The sequence below is a fragment of the Cetobacterium sp. genome, from assembly GCF_048470075.1.
Taxonomy (GTDB): Bacteria; Fusobacteriota; Fusobacteriia; order Fusobacteriales; family Fusobacteriaceae; genus Cetobacterium_A.
In genome coordinates, this window is sequence record NZ_DBGBQB010000040.1 from 1 (window position 1) to 3,174 (window position 3,174).

Genomic DNA, 3,174 nt, shown 5'->3' on the forward strand with positions numbered 1-3,174 from the left:
GCTTAGTTCTAAATTTAGATGGTTACTATATTTTAAAGGGATTTTATCAAGAGGCAATCTCTAGATTAAATCTATTTCTTGAAAAAAATACTAAAATTACACTAGCTGAGTTTAGAGATCTTCTTAAATCAAATCGTAAAATGGCACTTATATATTTAGAAAATTTTGACCAAAAAAAACTTACAAAGAAAATCGATAATTATAGAATAAAAAATAATACTCAATCTTAAAGGAAATCTAATAAAATCACTTAATAATATATTATATTCTATTAAATGGGAGTGATTTGTATGGAACTAAAAGAGTTAAACGAAAAAATACCATTTTTTGTTGAAGGAGTAGATATAGAAGCTCCAAAAGATTTTGTATTTAAATTTATATCTGATTATAGCAAACATGGTCTTTGGATTGAAGGATTAGAGGATGAAAAGCATACTGATACACAGGATATAGTAGGATCTACTTTCTGTGAAAAAATAAAGATGTATGGTTTTAAAGAGGATTACTGTGGTAAAGTTTTAGCTTATGAAGAGGGTAAGATGTATCAAATTGAAATTGGTGATAAATGGGTTGATTTTAAAATTGAATACGACTTTGAAGAGGTTAATTCAAATAAAACTCATCTAATTCTTACTGCTTGGACCTTAAAAGGAACTTCATTACATAAACTTTTCAATGTTTTTAATAAAAAAATCCTAAGTGAGCAGCTAACTAGATTAAAAGTTGTTGCTGAAACTGAATTTAATAAAACAAAATAACAAAAATGGAAGAACAGCCGTTCTTCCATTTTTATTTAGTCTATTTCTTTTTCTTATCTTTAGCTTTATAATTTATACCACTTAAAAATTTAATCACTACACCTATTAACATAAACATTAATAATCCACCATAGTATAGCTTCATTTTATCCAACTGTTTCACTATAGGTATTGTAAAATCATAACCTGCAAAAATAAATGCTATAAATGTCATAGCTGAAACTGAAATCCCTGCTAAAATAGGTATAAAATTCCCTTTAGCTATTTGAAACGGTGCTATATATCCTCTTTTTCTAAAGAAGATATAACTTATTCCTAAACAGAAATATGGTACAATTAATGCCATTGTCGTCATATCATAAACTCTATAATATAACTCTCCTGCCGCTTCTCCTCCAAAAGTTGTTAAAGCAATAAATAAAAATGCTAATATTGTCTGAAATATTAATGCATTTCTTAAAATTCCATTTTTATCAGATTTTCTAGTTAACCAGTCTGGAAATGTTCCTTTTGGCGCTTCGCTAAATACTCCCGCAGCCAAAGAACTGCCCCAAAGTATAAGAGCAACCAGTGTTATCAATGAATATGCTATTCCCATCAATTTAACAAACCAAATTCCCAGTCCTACCTTGTCTCCCATAAATTTAAATCCTGCCAATACTGCATTTATCAAAGATATTTTAGAGAAGTCCTCTTGAGTTCCGAATGCTGAAACAGAAACAATTCCTAAAACATAAAGTATTCCAATTAACATAGAAGCTACAAGTAATCCTTTAACAAAATTTTTCTCTGGGTTTTCCACTTGATTTACATAGGGTCCTACAACCTCTCCTCCTCCAAATGCAAATAATATCCATGAAAATGTTCCAAGAGATGTAGCTAAATCTGACTTAGAAGTAGTTTTTATCACAAACATCTCTGTTGTTAAGTCAGTTGCTCCCTGTCCTGTTAAATGAAGATATATCCCTGCAACTAAAAAAATTAAAACTGTAAATAACGATATATAACCTATTGGTTTTGAAAGAGCTCCTATGGCCTTTTGATATTTAACGCCTATAACCAATGATATAACCAGTGCTATTAATGACAGTATAGCTGTCTGTGTGTTTGATACATTGGCATCTCCAAATAATCCAAAACTAAAATATGTTGGTACTCTTGTTGCCAAGGTAGGTAAATAAAATATATTTGCTATAAAGTATGACCAAATCGCAAAATAGGCCATCTTTTTTCCTAATCCAATCTCTATCCATGAGTATATTCCGCTTGTTCTATCCTGAGCATATGCTCCAAACTCTGCCATTATTAAGCAAAGTGGTAAAAAGTAAAAAACTATTCCTATTACTAGCATTGTGGCGGATGACATTCCTACTTCTTTAAAATTATTGGCAATATTTCCAAATCCAAATACTCCCAAGAATATCATCATTACTAGTGATGACACAGATAGATACTTCTTTTTCATTCTCAACTCCTTATAATGTATAATATTTAAAACAACTTGTATAATAACACCTTTGCAAAAAAAAATCAAATATTTTGTTATCTATTTCTGTAATTTTAAAGTATAAATTTTTGTATAAATATTGTATAATTAGAAGATGATTAATTTTTAAGGAGTGTGTAATGGTGATAAAGGTTAATGCTATTGGACAAACTTGTCCTATTCCAGTTATTATGACAAAAAATGCTTTAAAAGAGATAACAGAGGGTGTTGTTGAGGTAACAATAGATAACAAAATTTCCAAAGAGAATATAGAAAAATTCTCTAAAGAGATGGGATTTTCTTTTAAAACTAGAGAGGAAAATGGAGTATTTTTTATTGAAATAAATAAAACTAACTCTGAAATCCTACCTAAAACTTCAATTTCCAATGGTGAAGATAATACTGTTATAGTTATCGCTTCTGACAAAATGGGAGATGGAGAAGCAGCACTTGGAGAGACTTTAATAAAAGGTTTCATCTATACTCTCACTGAGATGGAAACTTTACCAAAGGCTATTCTTTTCTATAATAAAGGTGTTTTTCTAACTGCCTCAAATGAAACTACTATAAAAGATTTAAAACTTCTTGAAGAGAGAGGTGTTGAAATTCTATCTTGTGGAGCTTGTTTAAATTTCTACCATTTAGAAAATAATATCGCTGTTGGAAGTATTACTAACATGTATAATATTATAGATAAACAAATGAAAGCTAGTAAGGTGATTAGACCATAATGAGTTCAGAAAAATTTCTAATTATAACAATAGATTCAACTCATCTAGTTATGAAAGTTGAAAAATTTTTAATTGATAGCGGTATCGATATTCGTATCATACCTCTTCCTGGAGAGTTAAAGGCCAGCTGTGGGCTATCTTTAAAAGCAAATATTGAAGATGCTTATAAAATTTTGGAACTTTTAAATGCCAATAATAT

General features: G+C 29.3%; 5 protein-coding genes. 4 read left to right on the forward strand and 1 reads right to left on the reverse strand.

The features are described 5' to 3' along the window. Both ACMOUI_RS01270 and ACMOUI_RS01275 read left to right on the forward strand, forming a co-directional pair. The coding region (locus ACMOUI_RS01270) for a SelB C-terminal domain-containing protein (protein ID WP_418963935.1) at positions 1 to 230 on the forward strand (230 nt) is incomplete at its 5' end. A gap of 60 nt (positions 231 to 290) precedes the next feature. Next, a complete protein-coding gene (locus ACMOUI_RS01275) occupies positions 291 to 758 on the forward strand; it encodes an SRPBCC family protein (protein ID WP_418963936.1) in 468 nt (155 codons plus the stop codon). A 40-nt stretch (positions 759 to 798) separates the two neighbouring features. Here the strand turns inward: ACMOUI_RS01275 and ACMOUI_RS01280 are convergent, their stop codons facing one another. After that, the gene (locus ACMOUI_RS01280; protein WP_418963937.1) at positions 799 to 2,223 is read right to left on the reverse strand and encodes an amino acid permease; all 1,425 of its coding nucleotides are present in this window, start codon (positions 2,221 to 2,223) and stop codon (positions 799 to 801) included. A 161-nt stretch (positions 2,224 to 2,384) separates the two neighbouring features. On the opposite strand from ACMOUI_RS01280, the gene yedF reads away from it, so the two are divergent. Together yedF and ACMOUI_RS01290 are read left to right on the forward strand one after the other, a co-directional pair. Then, positions 2,385 to 2,975, forward strand: a complete 591-nt coding sequence (gene yedF / locus ACMOUI_RS01285; protein WP_418963938.1) for a sulfurtransferase-like selenium metabolism protein YedF — start codon at positions 2,385 to 2,387, stop codon at positions 2,973 to 2,975. Continuing rightward, the coding region (locus ACMOUI_RS01290) for a DUF3343 domain-containing protein (protein WP_418963939.1) at positions 2,975 to 3,174 on the forward strand (200 nt) is incomplete at its 3' end. The genes yedF and ACMOUI_RS01290, both read left to right, overlap by 1 nt.

Excerpts from the sequence above, each read along its gene's own strand:
- ACMOUI_RS01275 (WP_418963936.1), top strand. The coding sequence starts at position 291 with ATGGAACTAAAAGAGTTAAACGAAAAAATACCATTTTTTGTTGAAGGA.
- ACMOUI_RS01280 (WP_418963937.1), bottom strand. The coding sequence starts at position 2,223 with ATGAAAAAGAAGTATCTATCTGTGTCATCACTAGTAATGATGATATTC.
- yedF (WP_418963938.1), top strand. The coding sequence starts at position 2,385 with ATGGTGATAAAGGTTAATGCTATTGGACAAACTTGTCCTATTCCAGTT.